Genomic DNA, 15,863 nt, shown 5'->3' on the forward strand with positions numbered 1-15,863 from the left:
TCAGACCTCCCGCTGGATCGTCTCGGACCCGGATGCCGCGATCCGGTCACCCAGGTGGTTCAGTCCCGCCGCGTTCGAGGACTTCAGCAGCACGATGTCCCCGGGGCGCAGCTGCTCCCGCAGGTACTCCTCTGCGTGCTCGGCGTCCGGCACCCAGGCCGCCTCCTCGCCCCACGACCCCTCGAGGGTCGCGGCGGTGAAGACGGGCCGGGCGAGATCCCCCACGGCCAGCACGTGCGAGATGTTCAGCCGCACGAGCAGCTGCCCGAGATCCGCGTGGGCCTGGACGGAGTCCTCGCCGAGCTCGTGCATTGCGCCGAGCACGGCGATCGTGCGGCGGGCGGGGTGCTCGGCGTTCCCGCGTCCCAGCTGCGCGAGCGTCTGCAGCGCGGCCTTCATGGACTGCGGGTTGGCGTTGTAGGCGTCGTTGATCACGGTCACGCCGTCCGCGCGCTCGGTGCGCTCCATGCGCCACCGGGAGCGCGCGCCACCCTCGAGGCCGGCTGCGATCTGCGCGGGATCCACTCCGGCGGACCACGCGACGGCGGCCCCCGCGAGCAGGTTGGTCACGTGGTGCACGCCGATCAGCTTCGAGCGCACCGGGTGCTCGGAGCCGTCCGGCAGGTGCAGGGTGAACACCGGGCAGCCGTCCGCGCCCGTCGTGACGTCCTCGGCCCACACGCGCGGGTCCGCCGTGGCCGCGTCGTGGGCCTCGGGGCCCTGGCCGAAGGAGACCACGCGCGCCACGGTGCGTTCGCGCATGGCGCGCACCCGGGCGTCGTCGTCGTTGAGCACAGCGGTGCCCTCCGGGGCCAGTGCCTCGACCATCTCCCCCTTGGCGCGCGCAATGTTATCGACGCCGCCGAACTCGCCCGCGTGGGCCGAGCCCACGCACAGCACCGCACCGACGTCCGGGCGGACCATCTCGCACAGGTAGCGGATGTTGCCGATGTGCGTGGCACCCATCTCGATCACGAAGAACTCGGTCTCCTCCGTGGCGGTGAAGACCGTCAGCGGCACCCCGACCTCGCCGTTGTAGGAGTTGCGCGGGGCCACCGTGGGCCCCTGCGCGCTGAAGATCCCGTGCAGCAGGTCCTTGGTGGTGGTCTTGCCCACGGAGCCCGTCACGGCGACCACCGTGACAGCGTGGTCCGCGCGCAGCTGCCCGAGCACGTGCGAGGCGAGCGCGCCCATGGCGAGCACCACGTCCTCCACGACGACGGACGGGAAGGGTGTTCCCGACTCCTCGGCAACCTCGCGCTCGGTGAGGTGCAGCACGGCACCGGCGTGCGCGGCCTGCGGCAGGAAGTGGTGGCCGTCCGTGCTCTGCCCCGGCTTGGCCACGAACAGTGTGCCGGGCACGACCTCGCGGGAGTCGGTGGTGACCGAGGTGACGGTCACGGCCGAGGGGTCCAGGACCCCCACGAGCCGGCCCGAGACGGCCTCGGCCACCTGGGCGGCGGTGATGGCTATCATTTCTGCTCCTTCGTGTGCGCGTGCAGCGCCTCGAGGGCGCTCCGCAGCTCCACGCGATCGTCCAGGGGGACGCTCACGCCGTTGAAATCCTGTGCGGTCTCGTGCCCGCGCCCGGCCACGATGATCGAGTCCTCGGGGCGGGCCATCCGAACGGCCGTGCGGATGGCCGTGGCACGCGGCTCGATGACGAGCACATCCGTGGCGCGCGCTCCGTTCGCCACGGCCTCGCGGGCCCCGGCGGCCACCTGCTCCCGGATGGGGGCGGGCTCCTCGGAGTGGGGGTCGTCGTCCGTGACGATCACGACGTCCGCCTCCTCGGCGGCCACCCTGCCCATGACGGGCCGCTTGGTCGTGTCCCGCTGGCCCGTGGCGCCGAAGACGACGATCACGCGGCCCTCGCGGTCCTCGGGGGTCACCGATCGCAGGGAGCGCACGAGCGCGTCCGGGTTGTGGGCAAAGTCCACCAGGGACGTGGGGGCGGTGCCCACGAGCTGCATCCGGCCCGGCACGCTCGTGGTGAGCGGGTCGTGCTCGTCCAGCGCGCGCTGCAGGGCATCCACGGCCACGCCGGAGTCCAGCACCATGAGCACGGCCAGCGCCGCATTGGCCACGTTGAACTCGCCCGGCAAGCCCGTGTGCACGCGCAGCTGTGTCCCGTCCGTGTGCTGCAGCCGGAACGCATTGCCGATCCCCCTGCGTTCGAGCGAGCTGAGGGTCCAGTCCGCGGGCTCCCCCGCGGCGTCGCTGCCGCGCAGGGCCACGGTCGTCACATTCTCGGCCCCCAGGTTCTCGCGGGCGCGCTGCGCCATCGCGGCGCCCCAGGGGTCGTCCTCGGAGAGCACGAGCACGGCGCGCCGCGTGCGTTCCGCCGTGAACAGCTGCGCCTTGGCCTCGAAGTACTCGGCCATGGAGCCGTGCAGGTCCAGGTGGTCCTGCGTCAGGTTGGTGAATCCGGCGATGTCGTAGCGCACGCCGTCCACCCGGTGGTACTCGAGGGCGTGGGAGGAGACCTCCATGCCCGTGGCCGTGATCCCGCGCTCGCGCATCAGGGCCAGCAGCGAGTGCACGTGCGGTGCCTCCGGTGTGGTCAGGCGCGAGGGGATGGGGGTGTCTCCGGCGAGGATCTCGATGGTGCCGATCAGCCCGGTGGTGTGGCCCAGGGCGCGCAGGATCGAAGTGGTGAAGTACGTGGTGGTGGTCTTGCCGTTGGTCCCGGTCACGGCGAAGAGCTCCTGGCCGGTGCCGTCCTGCGGCTGGGAGTCGTAGACCGCGCGGGCCACCGGACCCACCCACGTGCGCGGTTGCGGGCTCACGAGCACGGGCAGGTCCACACCAGCCGCCGCGAGCTCACGCGCACCCACCGGATCGGTGAGCACGGCCACGGCACCCGCGGCGGCGGCGTCGCCGGCGAAGCGCGCCCCGTGCACCCGCGCACCGGGCAGTGCCGCGTAGAGGTCACCGGGCTGCACCTCGCGCGAGTTCAGGACCACGCCCGTCACCGCGCCGGCCGCATCGGAACGGGCGGGCACCAGTTCGGCACCGGTCAGCCGGGCCAACTCCTGCACCGTGTGGGGCACGGGTCGGGAGGGACGCATGCTCTGCGCGTCGACCCCCTCGTGGGCAGATGTCTCCATGAAAGTCCTTCTCGAAACCTGTCTGCGAACGATCCCCGCTCACCCGGGCCGGCAGCTCACCGGTAGTAGTCCACGCTGTGCGCGCCTGCATCGGAAGTTTAGCCCTGGGAGTCGTCCCTGCTCGGCTCGGGCCAGGTCTGCTCGAGGGCGTTCTCCGGGGTCACGTCCCGCTTGATGTTCTCCGGGACCTGCATGTCGAACTTCGGGCCCTCGGTGGTGGAGGGTGCCACGTTGTAGTGGTGGAGCACCTGGGACATGATCGTGGAGAACGTGGAGGTGACCCCGACCGTGTGGACGTCGCCCTGGGGGCGCTGCATGGTCACGGCCACCAGGTACTGCGGATCCTCCATGGGCGCCACGCCCACGAACGAGGTCGTGTAGCCGTCGTAGCCGCCGCTGTCGCTCGGGGCCTCGGCCGTTCCCGTCTTGCCGCCCACGCGGTAGCCCGGCACGGCGGCCTCCTTGGCACCGCCCTGGGTCACCACGTTCTCCATCACGTCCAGCGTGTCCTGGGCCGCGGACTCGGAGAGCACCTGCTTGGGTTCGGGGCTCTGCGGGGTGCTCACGGTGCCGTCCGCCGCCGTGACGGAGTTCACGATGCGCGGCTCGATCTGACGGCCCTTGTTGGCCACGGCCTGGAAGATCGAGGCAGTGCGAAGCGGGGTCTGGGAGACGCCCTGGCCGAAGAGCACTGTGTACTCCTGGCGGGCGTCCCACTGGTCCGCGGGAGCGAGGATGCCGGTGGACTCGCCGGGCAGCTCGATGCCCGTGGCCTGGCCCACCCCGAAGTTCGCGAGGTTGTCGTGCCGGGTCTGTTTGTCCATCTTGGAGCCCATGATCACCGTTCCCGTGTTCATGGAGTCCCCGATGATGCCCGCGACCGTGCGGTTCTGCGCCGGGTGGTCGAACGCGTCCGTGATCTTCTCCGAGCCGATCTGCAGGTAGGAGGGCACCGTGATCTGGGTGGACGGGGTCACAATCCCCCGGTCCAGCGCACCGGCGAGTGTGGCGATCTTCTCGGTGGAGCCCGGCTCCACCGACTGCGTCACCGCGCGCACCCCGAGGTCCTCCGCCTTGGCCTCCCCGGGCGCGTTCGGATCCACGGAGGAGGTGTCCGCCAGCGCCAGCACCTTTCCGGTCTTCACGTCCATCACGACGGCCGTGCCCCACTCTGCCTTCAGGGCCTTGGCGCGCTCGCGCACCGCCTGCTCGGCGAAGAACTGCACGTCGCTGTCCAGGGAGAGCTGCACGTCCGAGCCGTTCTGGGCGGCCTTCTGCTCCTGCGGGGCCACGGGGATGCGCACGCCGTCGCCCGAGATCTCGAAGCGCCGCTCGCCGTCCGTGCCGCGCAGCGCGGAGTCCTGGGTCTGCTCGATGCCGCCCAGCGCCTGGCTGTCCCCGCCGAGGAAGCCCACCACCGAGCCGCCCAGGGAGCCGTTCGGGTAGCTGCGCTGGAACGTGGGCTGGCCATAGATGTAGGGCAGGTTCAGCTCCCGCAGCTTGTTGTACTGCTCGGGGGTCACGCCGCGGGCCACATAGTTGAAGGTCTTGTCGCCGTCCAGCGCCTTCTTGACGTCGGTGTCGCTCATTCCCAGGGCGTCGGCGATCTTGTACACCGCCTGGGTGGGGGTCACGGTCTGGGTGGAGCCGTCCGTGCTGGGGACGTCCACCGAGGTGACCGCCGTCTGGTCCACCGTGATGTCGTAGCGCTGCAGTGTGCGGGCGAGCACCGCGCCCCGGGAGTCGGTGATCTCACCGCGCACCGCCGGGATCGACTCCACCAGCGTGCGCTGCGCCGCCGCAGCCTCCGCCCTGCCGCTGGGGTCCAGTCCCTGGATCCAGAAGAGCTTGCCCACCACCAGCAGCAGCAGCACCAGCAGCACGGCGATGCCCACCTGCATGCGCGAGTAGGGCCTGAGCAGTCGGTTCCTGCGCGCTGTGGATGGTGACACGGTCTTCCTCGTTTCCTGGACTCCGGCGTGGTGCGGCTCCCTCCGATGGGTGGTGGTCGCGGGTCCGACGTGTGGACCCTCGGCGTCAGTTGCCGGGTGCGCGCTGCGACGGCGCGGGCAACGAGCCCCCGTTGAGGTCCCGCGCGTTGTCGGCCTTCTGGGCGGCCTCGCGCTCGGCGGTTTTCTTGTCCGCCTCCTCCTTGGCCCGCTTCTCCGCGCGTTCCTCGGCGGCACGGCGGTTGGCCTCGGCGGCGTCGGAGCCCTTCAGCTTGGCCGGCGGCACGAGGATGTTCTGCGGGTCGCCCTTCTCGGCCACGGCGGACGGCGCGCTCACAGCTCCAGAGGCGATGTCGATGCTGCCCACGTCCTTCGCGCTGACCATGCCGAGGTCGTTGGCCCGGGCCGCGAGGTTCTGCGGGGCGGAGTTCGCCTCGATGTCCTGGGTCAGGGCCTCGTTCTCCTGGGACAGGGCGCGCTGCTGGCCCGTCAGCTCGGTGAGCTCGTACTGCCCCTGCGTGATCTGGATGTTGAGCACGAGGATCCCCACCAGCGCGGCGGCGAGCGCGAGCGCACACATCACCACTGTGGATACGCGGCTGCGACGGCTGGCTCGGTGAGGCACCACGGACAGGGGCCGACGGCGCTCCGGGCCGTGGCCCTCGGAGGCGCCGCTCGAGGCGGTGGTGGCCGCACTGCTCATCGGACGCTCCCTGGGGTCGTGGTCTCGCGGAGCTTCTCCACCGCGCGCAGCCGTGCCGAGGCGGCCCGCGGGTTGCCCTCGGTCTCCTCCGGCGTGGCCCGCTCGGCGCCGCGCGTCAGCACGGTCAGCGAGGGACGGTGCTCGGGCAACTCCACGGGAAAGCCCTTGGGAGCCGTGGAGCGGGCGCCGCGGGCGAACTCCTGCTTCACAATTCTGTCCTCCAGGGAGTGGTAGCTCATGACGACGACACGCCCTCCCACCCTGACAGTTTCCACCGCCGCGGGAACGGCACGCTCCAGCACGTCGAGCTCCTCGTTGACCTCGATCCGCAGCGCCTGGAACGTCTGCTTGGCGGGGTGGCCCTTCTTGTGCTGGGCCGCGGCGGGCACGGCCGAGCGGACGACGTCGACCAGCTGGGCCGTGGTGCGCAGCGGCGTCTGCGCGCGGGCCGCGACGATGGCCCGCGCGATCCGGGGGGCGAAGCGGTCCTCTCCCCAGCGGTAGATGATGTCGCGCAGCTCCGCCTCCGTGTACTCGTTGACCACGGTGGCGGCGGAGAGCTGCGCGTGCGAGTCCATGCGCATGTCCAGGGGCGCGTCGAAGGAATAGGCGAAACCGCGTTCGCGCTCGTCGAGCTGCAGCGAGGAGACGCCGAGGTCGAAGAGGATGCCGTCCACCCGCTCCACCCCGGCGAGGGCGGCGGCGTCCGCAACGTGGTCATAGGTGCTGTGGACGCCCTGGAAGCGCGAGCCGAAGCGGGCCAGGCGCGCACCGGCCAGCTCAAGGGCCTGCGGGTCCCTGTCGATGCCCACTACGCGCAAGGAGGGGAAGCGCTCGAGCATGGCGTGGGTGTGGCCGCCCATCCCGAGGGTTGCATCGACGACGACCGGCTCCGGGGTGTCCAGCGCGGGGGCCAGCAGGTCCAGGCAGCGCCCCAGCATCACGGGGATGTGCCGTTGCTCGGCGGGCGCGTCTTCCATGCCGGGCTCCTGGTCCGTCGCGGGTGTTACCTGGGGGTCTTGTCGAGGTGTGCCCGGCCCGGGCCGTTCATCCGCGGTGCCGTTCATGTACCGCACCGTGTCCACGGGGTCCGTCTGCATGGCGGCTACGCACCGTGCGGCGCGGCCCACGTGCGGCCGGTCACCAGATCCCCATCCGCCGCTCGCCCCTCGAATCCGGCCTGACTCGGGGGAAGTCGAGTCAGGACGGTGACGTGGGCGGCTGGAGATCTCACGACCGGCGACGTCGCGTGCGCACCTCCGGCTGCTCCCGCTCCCTAGAAGAGACCGGGTATCACCTCGTCCTCGGTGTCGGAGAAGGCCGCTTCCTTCTCCGCGAGGTACTGCTGCCAGGCGGCCGCATCCCAGATCTCGGCGCGGCTTCCCGCCCCGATCACCGCCAGTTCCCTGTCCAGGCCCGCGTACGAACGAAGTGACGCGGGAATGGTGATGCGGCCCTGCTTGTCCGGGATCTCGTCCGATGCCCCGGAGAGAAAAACGCGGATGTAGTCCCTGGCCTGCTTCGACGACAGCGGTGCCGCTCTCATCTGTTCGTGCACCCTGGCGAACTCCTGCGCGCTGAACACGTAGAGGCAACGTTCCTGCCCTCGTGTCAGCACCAGTCCGTCCGCCAGTTCAGCCCGGAACTTGGCCGGAAGGATCAGCCGTGCTTTCTCATCCAGACGCGGCTCGTATGTTCCGAGAAACATCGCCACCGCCTTCGGATGAGGGCCAGCCCGACCCTCGCTTCTCTACCGCCCTCCACTTTACTCCACACCCCTCCCCCGTCAATGCGGATCCGCTCCACGACACGGCTCGAGAACCTGGGCCGGAGCCCGACGTCGCGCACCCGACGCCCTCTCCCGGCCCGGAAAACCGGGGCTGACGAGGGGCGGGAACGAGAAGAGCTCCCCGGCGGTGTGCCGGGGAGCTCTTCGTGGACCGTGCGGTCCGAGACTGTGGTGGAGAGGGGGTCAGCGCCCGCCCTGGTTGCGCCGGTCCCACTTCTCCTCGAGGTTCTGGAGGAAAGTGGAGGACTTTCCAGAACCGGAGGAGCTGTCACGGGGTGACCGTGGCGTGCGCCCCGTGCCCGGAACCTCGCCGGGGGCTGCCTTGCTGCGCAGGGTGGCCACGTACGCGCCGGCGGCCATGAGCACGAAGCCCAGGACTCCCACGACGATCAGGTGGGTGGAGACACCGGCCAGGAGAACGCCCAGCCCGACGACCGCGATCACCACGCCCAGCACCAGGTTGCGCATGGAGCCGCGGCCCCGCGCCGCCTCCTTGTGCATGGTGGATGCGAAGCGGGGGTCTTCTTCGTGCAGCTGCTTCTCGAGCTGGGCGAGAAGCTGCTGTTCGTGCTCGGAGAGAGGCACGATTCCTCCTGAGGGGTTGAGCGTGGGGCGGGCGAGCCTCACGTGTCGTCCAGAATATCCCGTGCGGGGCGGTTTGGCATCGTGGGCCCCATGAGTCTGGCCGGGCGCAGCGTGCCGGGGCCGAATCTGTGGTGCACCCGGTCCATGGCCTCCTCCGCCGCGCCCCACTCCGCCTCGCGGCCGTCCAGGCTCAGCTGCAGGGCGTGCTCGCTGCCCGTGAGCTTCTCGGCACGCACCCCGAGCAGCCGCACGGCCTGGGGTCGCGGGCCGATCCCGTCCAGCAGCGAGCAGGCCTCGGTGTAGAGGTCGTGCGCGGAGGTCACCGGGTGCCCGAGCGTGTGCGAGCGGCTGATCGTGGCGAAGTCCGCGTAGCGCAGCTTCAGCCCCACGCGCCCGGCGCGCAGCCCGTGGCGGCGCAGCCGGGCCGCGGTGTCGTGGCTGAGCCCGAGCAGCACCCGTTTCAGGGCGGCGGTCTCGGCGACGTCGCGCTCGAACGTGCGCTCGGCGCCGAGGCTCTTCTCCTCCCGCACGGGTGTCACCGGGCGGGGGTCGTGCCCGTTGGACAGCTGGTGCAGGTGGGTGCCGGCCGCCACCCCCACGAGCGAGTGCAGGCGGGGCAGCGGGGTGGCCGCGATGTCGCCCACCGTGGGAAGACCCGCGGCCTGCAGCGTCTCGGTGGTGCGCCGGCCCACACCCCACAGCTTGTTGACGGGCAGCTGGGCGAGGAACGCCCGCGTGTGCTCGGGGGCGACCACCAGCAGCCCGTCCGGCTTGCAGTAGGCGGAGGCGATCTTGGCGACCGTCTTGTTCTCGGCGACGCCCACCGACGCCGTGAGCCCCGTGGACTCCTGGATCTCGCGCCGCAGCCGCCGAGCAATCTCCACGGGCGGTCCGCAGCGTCTGATGGCCCCTGAGACGTCCAGGAACGCCTCGTCCACGCTCAGCTGCTCCACGCGGTCCGTGACCGAGCGGAAGATTCCCATGACGATGCGCGAGTAGTGCGCGTAGGCCTCCTTGTGCGGCTCCAACAGCACGGCGGAGGGGCACCGCGCGCGGGCCTGCATCAGCGGCATGGCCGAGTGCACGCCGAACTCGCGGGCCTCGTAGGACGCGGAGAGCACCACGGAACGGGCGCCGGAGCCCGCCACGATCACGGGCCGGCCCCGGTGTTGCGGGGCGTTGAGAAGCTCCACCCCCACGTAGAACATGTCCATGTCCACGTGCAGGATCGCGCAGCGCCGGTACTGCTCCAGCTGCTCCGCACTCGGACCCGCCATCCCGCTCCTCTCGCAACCGCGCCCATCGGCATTCCAGGTGCAAGAGTAGGTGGAGGCTCCGACACGCACGCCGCGGCGGCCGGTTAGGCTGGACGGGCGCAGCAGAACTCCTGCGGAGCGACTTCCCCAGAACAGAGGTGCCCCGGCATGACCCCCTCCGACGCGACCGCGACCGCAGCGCTCCAGGACCGGGAGTTCTCCGCCCGGCTGGACGCCCGGCTGCGGGAGTTCTTCCGCGCCGAGCGCGAGCGCGTCACGGGCATCTCGCCCTCCGCCACGGACCTCGTGGACGCCATCGAGCGGCTGACCCACGGCGGCAAACGGCTGCGGGCGCGGCTGTGCTACTGGGGATGGCGCGCGGCTGGCGGTGGGGCGCACGAGCCCGAGCCCGAGATCGCGGCCGCGGCGCTCGAGCTGTTCCAGACCGCCGCGCTGATCCACGACGACATCCTGGACCGCTCGGACACCCGCCGCGGGAACCCGAGCGTGCACCGGGTCTTCGAGTCGCTGCACCGTGAGTCCCGCTGGGCCGCGGACGCCGAGCACTTCGGGGTGAGCGCCGCGGTGCTCACCGGCGACATGAGTCTGTCCTTCGCAGAGCAGCTCTTCGCCGACGCCGCGGCCCGGGTCCCCGCGCCCGCCGCGGCACGGGCTCGCGAGCTGTTCTCGACCATGCGCACCGAGGTCATGGTGGGCCAGTACCTCGACATCCACGCCGAGGTCTCCCCGGCCCCGCAGGATCCCCGCGAGCAGCTGGAGCGCGCCATGACCGTGCTGCGCTACAAGTCCGCCAAGTACTCGGTGGAGCACCCCGTGAGCATCGGTGCCGCACTGGCCGGGGCGGGACCCGCCTTCCTGACCGCGTGCACCGCCTTCGCCCTGCCCCTCGGGGAGGCCTTCCAGCTGCGCGACGACGTTCTGGGAGTCTTCGGGGATCCCGAGACCACGGGCAAGCCCGCCGGGGACGACATCCGCGAGGGCAAGCGCACCGCCCTGGTGGCGCTGTGCGCGCAGTACGGCGACCCCGCCGGGAACGCGTGGCTCGACTCTGTGCTGGGCACCCCGGAACTCGGCGACCGGGACGTCGACCGGGCCCGCACACTGATCCGTGACAGTGGCGCGCTGGCGCGCTCGGAGGAGCTCATCGACTCGCTGGTGACCACCTCGGACGAGGGCCTGGCCGCCCTCGCCACGGACGGGGTGAGCCGGGCCGGGCTGCGCAACCTCGCCGACGCCGCCGTGCGGCGCGCCCGGTAGAACCGGGCCCGTGCCTTACCAGCCCAGAGCCTGGGCCCGCCGTCGCACCTCTGTCTTCTGACCGCGCCGCAGCGCGTCGATGGGGCGGCCCGGCAGGGATTCGTCCGCGGTGAAGAGCCAGCGGATGGCCTGCGCGTCCGTGAACGCGGCGTCGCGCAGCACACCCACGGTGCCCTTGAGGGAGTCGAGGGGGTGGGAGCCGTCCATGAACTCGGCGGGCACCACGCGCACGCGGTCCTCGGGGCGGCGGACCTCGAGCAGGGAGCCGTCGTCCATGAGCCGGTGCACTCGCGTCACCTGCACGTCCATGGCCTCGGCGATGTCCGGCAGATAGCTCCACTCGCCCACAAGCGCATCCAGCTCGGCAAATTCCTCGGGTGTCAGATCCGTTGCGTAGTTCACGGGCACTACTCTGCCACGGCGCGGCGCCAGGCTCACACCCCCGGGGCCGGGCCGGAGTCGTCGGGTAATCTGGTGGGGACACGCGCCGCCCGCGAGCGCACCGCGTGCACCCCCTACTTCCCCCACCCGAGGCAGGAATCGCGAACATGCCGGTTGAGCCGCCCCACGACCGCCCCTCCCCGCGACCCGCGTGGGGTCGCCGCGCCGCGCAGGGCTCGGCGGCCGCGCTGGCCGCGCTCACCGCTCTGGGGACCATCGGCCCCGCGCACGCCGCGACCGCACCCGCTCACAGCGTCCATGCCTCTCAGCAGACGCGCTCCTCCGCCGTGACCGTGCGGGCCGGGGACTCCCTTTGGTCCCTCGCCGCCGCCCACGGCGTCACGGTCACCCAGCTGATGGCCGCCAACGACGTCCCGGCGCACGGGATGCTCCGACCGGGCCAGCGCCTCACGCTGCCCACCGCCACGCAGGCAGGTGCCGCGAATGAGCGCGGCACGCGGGCCAGCACCTCGATGGACGGCGCCGAGCGCGACGACGCCGCCCGCACCGGTTCCCACCCCGTCGCCCGTCACACGGTGGCCTCCGGTGACACCCTCTGGGACCTCGCGCTGCGCCACGGGGTGAGCGTCGCGGACCTCGCGGCCGCCAACGGCCTCCCGGCAGGTGCCGGGTTGCGCCCCGGGCAGAGTCTCGCTGTGCCTGCCCCTGATGGGGCACAGAGTGGCCGTACGACGTCGTCGGAGGATCCCCTGGACACCACGGACACCGCAGCCGCGACGGACGCCGCAGCCGGGGCCCACCCGGCCCACGGCGCCGCCGGCTCCGCCCCGACGACGGGGCCCACGTCGATGGCCGGGCGCACGTACCCCGCCGAGGTCGTCGCCTCCGCGGACACCCACCGCCAACAGCTCACCGATCGCGCCCAGCCGTCCCCGGACGAGCTGCGGGAGCTGGTGCGCAGCACGGCAGAGTCCATGGGCGTGAACCCCGCGCTCGCTCTGGCGCATGCCTCCCAGGAGTCTGGTTTCCGCCACTCGGTGGTCTCCCCCGCGGACGCCGTGGGCACCATGCAGGTGCTGCCTGCCGCTGGCGACTGGGCCTCGGCCATGGTGGGCCGGGACCTGGACCTGCTGGACCCCCGCGACAACGTCACGGCCGGGGTGGCGATCATCCGCGAGCTGCAGGACACGGCCCCGTCCAAGGACGTGGGCATCGCGGCCTACTACCAGGGTCTGCACGGCGTGCGGACGTACGGTATGTACCCCGACACCAAGGCGTACGTGAAGGCCGTGAGCGCACAGGAACGAGACTTTGCCCAGTAGCAGCACCAACGACCCCCGCGAGGGGACCCTGCTCGAGAACCGCTACACGGTCCGGCGCAGGATCGCGCGCGGCGGCTCCGCGACCGTGTACGAGGGGATCGACGAGCGCCTGGACCGGCCCGTGGCGCTGAAGATCATGCACCCGCACCTCGCGGACGACTCCTCGTTCGTGCGCCGGGCCCAGCGCGAGGCGAAGTCCGCGGCTCGGCTGCAGCATCCCAACGTCGTCTCGGTCCTGGACCAGGGGCACACCCGCGAGGGCGAGCTCTACCTCGTGCTCGAGTACGTGTCCGGGCCCACCCTGCGGGAGATCATCGCCCGGGAGGCGCCGCTGTCCCCGCGGCGGACGCTGGACCTGCTGATCCCCGTTCTGCGCGGCCTCGGGCAGGCCCACCGGATCGGTCTGATCCACCGGGACGTCAAGCCCGAGAACGTCCTGCTCACCGAGGACGGCCAGGTCAAGGTCGCGGACTTCGGACTGATGCGCGCCGTGGACGAGCACACCGCGAGCGCGACCGTCCTGGGCACGGTGGGCTACGCGGCCCCCGAGCTCGTGGGGGACGGTCCCGTGGATCAGCGCAGCGACGTCTACGCCGTGGGAATCATGGCGTACGAGATGCTCACGGGCTCGCGCCCCTACACGGGCACCGCCCTGCAGGTGGTCAACGCCCATGTGAGCCGCGACGTCCCGGCCCCGAGCGGCGTCGTCCCCGGGGTGCCGCCCACCCTGGACGAGTTCGTGCTGCGAGCCACCGCGCGCGATGCCTCCCGCCGGCCCGTGGACGCCGCCGCACTGCTGGACCTCGCGCTCGCCATCCGCCGTTCCCTGCCGGCGCCCCAGGACCCGCCCTCCCTCGACACCGCACTGACGCAACCGCTCTCCGCGCTCGACGGCGACGCCGCCCGCGCCGAGTCCGCGGGCGAGGCACCCACCGAGGTGTTCGGCACCACCACGCGGCACGGGGACGAGATGGCAACCGAGGCGTTCGACGCCCGGAATCGTCTGGGCAGCGCATCTGACTCCGGCACCCTCGGGGATGGCGCACCGGGCGGCGAGGCCGCGACGGAGGCGCTGGGCACCGCAGAGCGCACCGCCACGATCCGCCCAGATCCCTACGCCACCCGCGTGATGGGAACGCCACGCAGCGGCCCGCCCACCTCCCCGATCCTTCCGAGCTACGACCCTGAGGCCACCGGAACCACCACCGCAGTGGGCGCCCGCGCCGGCCGGCAGTCCGGCTCCACTGCGCGCCGCTCCCCCGAGACTCCGCGCGTCCGCCTGAACCCGAACCTGCCACCGCTGCACGTGGCGGTCGCCGTGATCCTGTTCGCGCTGCTGCTGACGGTCGCAGGATTCCTGGGCTGGTGGCTGGGCTCGGCGCCGGGCACCGCGTCCGCCACGGTTCCCGCCGTGGCGGGGCAGGACGCCGCCAGCGCAGAGCGCGCACTGAACGCCGCGGGCATCTCCAACGTGGGCGTGCGCTCCACCACCAGCCGGGACGCACCGGAGGGCACCGTGATCTCCACGGACCCGGCCGCCTCCGCCTCCGTGCGCGGCATCGAGCAGGTCAACCTGCTCGTCTCCGAGGGACCGGCCCGCGTGGACGTCCCCACGTTCACGGGTCTCTCCGCCGACGCCGCACGGACCGCGGTCACGGACGCCGGGCTCACGGTGGGCACGGTGACGAGCACCTACTCCACCCAGGCCGTGGACACCGTGGTCTCGCAGTCCCCCGCCGCGGGCGCAAGCGTGGACGAGGGCACGGCTGTGGACCTGACCGTCGCGGCGGACAGCCCGCAGGGGGATCCGCCGAACGTGGTCGGCCAGAGCGAGGAGGAGGCGCGCAGCACCCTCGAGGCGAAGGGCTACACGGTGGAGGTCTCTGCTCCCGTGGGCTCCCACCTGCACCGCGTGGTGAGCCAGCGCGAGGAGGGCGACACCGTCTTCCTCACCGTGCTCTGATTCGGGATTCCTCGCAACCGACGTGCCCTCCAGCCGTCATCGTCCCCGCACACGGACACCGCCCCGGTGCCGCCTCCCGGAGAGGGGGGCACCGGGGCGGTGTCAGGGATGCGCTCAGTTCTGGTTCGAGAGGTACTCCGCCACGAGGAACGCGATCTCCAGGGACTGCATGTGGTTCAGCCGCGGATCACACAGCGTCTCGTAGCGCTCCGCGAAGGAGGACTCGGCCACGGGATCCGAGCCGCCCAGGCACTCCGCGACGTCGTCGCCCGTCATCTCCACGTGGATGCCGCCCGGGAAGCTGCCCAGCTCGCGGTGCACCTCGAAGAAGCCGCGCACCTCGTCCACGACGTCGTCGAAGTTGCGGGTCTTGTACCCGGAGGGCAGGGACACCGTGTTGCCGTGCATGGGGTCGGTGACCCACACGGGCCTGGCGCCCGCTTCCTGGACCGCCTTGATGACCGGGGGAAGCTTCTCCCGGATGTTCTTGGCGCCCATGCGGGTGATGAACGTCAGGCGTCCGGGCTCGCGCTCGGGGTCCAGGGCGTCGATCAGGCGCAGCGCGTCCTCGCCGGTGGTGCCCGGGCCGAGCTTCACGCCAATGGGGTTGCGCAGCCGCGAGAGCAGGTCCACGTGGGCGCCGTCGAGCTCGCGGGTGCGCTCCCCGATCCACAGGAAGTGGGCGGAGGTGCCGTACGGCAGGTCCGTGCGGGAGTCGATGCGCGTGAGGGCCCGCTCGTAGTCGAGCAGCAGCGCCTCGTGGCCCGCGAAGAACTCGGTGGTGCGCAGCGCGTCGAAGTCCGCGCCGCACGCGGCCATGAACTTCACCGCGTGGTCGATCTCCCGCGCCATGGTCTCGTACCGGGAGTAGGCGGGGTTGGCGGCGAAGCCCATGTTCCACTGGTGCACGCGGCGCAGGTCCGCGAAGCCGCCCTGGGTGAACGCGCGGATCAGGTTCAGGGTGGACGCCGAGGTGTGGTAGCCGCGCAGCATCCGGTTCGGATCGTGCTCGCGGGACTCCGGGGTGAAGTCGAAGCCGTTGACCATCTCGCCGCGGAAGGAGGGCAGGGTCACGCCGTCGCGGGTCTCCTCGTTCGAGGAGCGCGGCTTGGAGAACTGCCCGGCCATGCGGCCCATTTTCACCACGGGCATCGAGGCACCGTAGGTGAGCACCACGGCCATCTGCAGCAGGGTGCGCACGCGCCCGGAGATCTTGTCCGCCGTGGCGCCCTCGAAGGTCTCGGCGCAGTCGCCGCCCTGGAGGAAGAAGGCCTCGCCGCTAGCGACCTCCGCGAGGCGCGCGCGCAACCGGTCCACCTCGCCCGCGAAGACGAGCGGCGGCACCGTGTTGAGCTCCTCGATGGACCGCGCGAAGTCAGGGTGCTGCGCCCACTGGGGGTGCTGGCCGATGGTCTTGCCCCGCCAGTCGTCCAGGCCGGGGTAGTTCGCGGCACGCAGGGACGATGCCGGGGATCGCAACTGTTCAGGCAGGGTCAGGGAACTCAT

13 protein-coding genes are annotated in these 15,863 nt (G+C 71.8%); 3 read left to right on the forward strand and 10 right to left on the reverse strand.

What is annotated here, in order from left to right:
* The 8 genes from B3G12_RS03300 to dinB form a co-directional block, all read right to left on the reverse strand.
* Complete coding sequence (locus B3G12_RS03300) at nucleotides 1–1,476, reverse strand: UDP-N-acetylmuramoyl-tripeptide--D-alanyl-D-alanine ligase (protein ID WP_144942777.1); 1,476 nt, start codon at nucleotides 1,474–1,476, stop codon at nucleotides 1–3.
* A complete protein-coding gene (locus tag B3G12_RS03305; protein ID WP_144942776.1) occupies nucleotides 1,473–3,110 on the reverse strand; it encodes a UDP-N-acetylmuramoyl-L-alanyl-D-glutamate--2,6-diaminopimelate ligase in 1,638 nt (545 codons plus the stop codon). Before B3G12_RS03305 ends, B3G12_RS03300 begins: the two co-directional genes overlap by 4 nt.
* 98 nt (nucleotides 3,111–3,208) lie before the next feature.
* Nucleotides 3,209–5,062, reverse strand: coding sequence for a peptidoglycan D,D-transpeptidase FtsI family protein (locus B3G12_RS03310; RefSeq protein WP_244944807.1), 1,854 nt, complete (start codon nucleotides 5,060–5,062; stop codon nucleotides 3,209–3,211).
* Nucleotides 5,063–5,147: 85 nt separating this feature from the next.
* Nucleotides 5,148–5,762: a hypothetical protein gene (locus B3G12_RS03315; protein ID WP_144942775.1), complete on the reverse strand. Its 615-nt coding sequence runs from the start codon at nucleotides 5,760–5,762 to the stop codon at nucleotides 5,148–5,150.
* Nucleotides 5,759–6,742, reverse strand: a complete 984-nt coding sequence (gene rsmH / locus B3G12_RS03320) for a 16S rRNA (cytosine(1402)-N(4))-methyltransferase RsmH (protein WP_290499101.1) — start codon at nucleotides 6,740–6,742, stop codon at nucleotides 5,759–5,761. Before rsmH ends, B3G12_RS03315 begins: the two co-directional genes overlap by 4 nt.
* Nucleotides 6,743–7,038: 296 nt before the next feature.
* Entirely contained in the window at nucleotides 7,039–7,470 is a 432-nt protein-coding gene (gene mraZ, locus B3G12_RS03325) for a division/cell wall cluster transcriptional repressor MraZ (protein ID WP_290499155.1), read from the reverse strand.
* A 264-nt stretch (nucleotides 7,471–7,734) separates the two neighbouring features.
* Complete coding sequence (locus B3G12_RS03330) at nucleotides 7,735–8,136, reverse strand: DUF3040 domain-containing protein (RefSeq protein WP_144942773.1); 402 nt, start codon at nucleotides 8,134–8,136, stop codon at nucleotides 7,735–7,737.
* A gap of 38 nt (nucleotides 8,137–8,174) precedes the next feature.
* Nucleotides 8,175–9,413 carry a DNA polymerase IV gene (dinB, locus tag B3G12_RS03335; RefSeq protein WP_290499103.1) on the reverse strand — a complete coding sequence of 413 codons (1,239 nt, stop codon included), beginning with the start codon at nucleotides 9,411–9,413 and terminating at the stop codon, nucleotides 8,175–8,177.
* Nucleotides 9,414–9,560: 147 nt separating this feature from the next.
* Between dinB and B3G12_RS03340 the strand changes: the two genes are divergently transcribed.
* The gene (locus B3G12_RS03340; protein ID WP_144942771.1) at nucleotides 9,561–10,670 is read left to right on the forward strand and encodes a polyprenyl synthetase family protein; all 1,110 of its coding nucleotides are present in this window, start codon (nucleotides 9,561–9,563) and stop codon (nucleotides 10,668–10,670) included.
* 15 nt (nucleotides 10,671–10,685) lie between these two features.
* Here the strand turns inward: B3G12_RS03340 and B3G12_RS03345 are convergent, their stop codons facing one another.
* Nucleotides 10,686–11,078, reverse strand: a complete 393-nt coding sequence (locus B3G12_RS03345) for an Rv2175c family DNA-binding protein (protein ID WP_186366723.1) — start codon at nucleotides 11,076–11,078, stop codon at nucleotides 10,686–10,688.
* Between the two features lie 140 nt (nucleotides 11,079–11,218).
* Here B3G12_RS03345 and B3G12_RS03350 point away from each other — a divergent pair, with 140 nt between their 5' ends.
* Nucleotides 11,219–12,394: a lytic transglycosylase domain-containing protein gene (locus B3G12_RS03350; protein ID WP_290499107.1), complete on the forward strand. Its 1,176-nt coding sequence runs from the start codon at nucleotides 11,219–11,221 to the stop codon at nucleotides 12,392–12,394.
* Nucleotides 12,384–14,357 (forward strand): protein kinase domain-containing protein, encoded by a 1,974-nt coding sequence (locus tag B3G12_RS03355; protein WP_290499108.1) that lies wholly within the window; start codon nucleotides 12,384–12,386, stop codon nucleotides 14,355–14,357. The genes B3G12_RS03350 and B3G12_RS03355 overlap by 11 nt, the downstream gene beginning before the upstream one ends.
* A gap of 114 nt (nucleotides 14,358–14,471) precedes the next feature.
* Here the strand turns inward: B3G12_RS03355 and B3G12_RS03360 are convergent, their stop codons facing one another.
* Complete coding sequence (locus tag B3G12_RS03360; RefSeq protein WP_290499109.1) at nucleotides 14,472–15,863, reverse strand: class II 3-deoxy-7-phosphoheptulonate synthase; 1,392 nt, start codon at nucleotides 15,861–15,863, stop codon at nucleotides 14,472–14,474.

The sequence above is a fragment of the Kocuria sp. UBA5001 genome (genome assembly GCF_002398425.1).
GTDB classification, from domain to species: Bacteria; Actinomycetota; Actinomycetes; order Actinomycetales; family Micrococcaceae; genus Kocuria; species Kocuria salsicia.